The 641-nt window shown below is 33.7% G+C and carries 2 protein-coding genes; both read left to right on the forward strand.

The window, feature by feature from the left end:
* Positions 1-359 (forward strand): AAA family ATPase (locus tag JVV30_RS13110; RefSeq protein ID WP_204194367.1); only part of this gene is annotated, 359 nt, incomplete at its 5' end.
* On the forward strand, positions 356-641 hold a 286-nt coding region (locus tag JVV30_RS13115; RefSeq protein ID WP_204194368.1), incomplete at its 3' end, for an ABC transporter permease. The genes JVV30_RS13110 and JVV30_RS13115, both read left to right, overlap by 4 nt.

Here is a 641-nt window from a genome sequence, read left to right on the forward strand (position 1 = left end):
TAGAGCAAGCGTTAAATAAAAAAGTTGCACAGTTTTCAGGAGGCATGAAACGCCGATTATCTTTAGCAATAACATTGTTGGCCGAACCAGAATTAATCATATTAGATGAACCAACTGTAGGCATTGACCCTAAATTGCGCCAACAAATATGGCAACAATTCAAGCAAATGACCAAAGACGGAAAGAGTGTCGTCATCACAACACATGTTATGGATGAGGCGGAACGTTGCGATAAAGTTGGACTTATTGTCGACGGAAGAATATTTGCTATAGATACGCCAACCAATTTAAAACAAAGATTTAATGTAGATACAATTGAAGCGGTATTTATTAAAGCTGAGGAGGTTCGTCAATCATGAAAATTTTAGCTATTGTTAGACGAGTATTAAAAGAAATGTTACGTGATAAACGTACACTTGCGCTAATGTTTCTAGCACCAATTTTAATATTGACGCTTATGTATTTTATTTTTAACGGTGATGAAAACGATTTAAAAATCGGTATCGATACATCTGTTTCATCAAATATAACAAAACAATTGCCATCATCCGACATAAAAACTCAAACGTTCCATTCTCATGAAAATATCAAATCTAAAATCGAGAAAAATCATCTTGATGGTTATATTTACCAAGAAAATT

The organism is Staphylococcus sp. GDY8P47P (assembly GCF_016892225.1).
Lineage (GTDB): Bacteria > Bacillota > Bacilli > Staphylococcales > Staphylococcaceae > Staphylococcus > Staphylococcus borealis.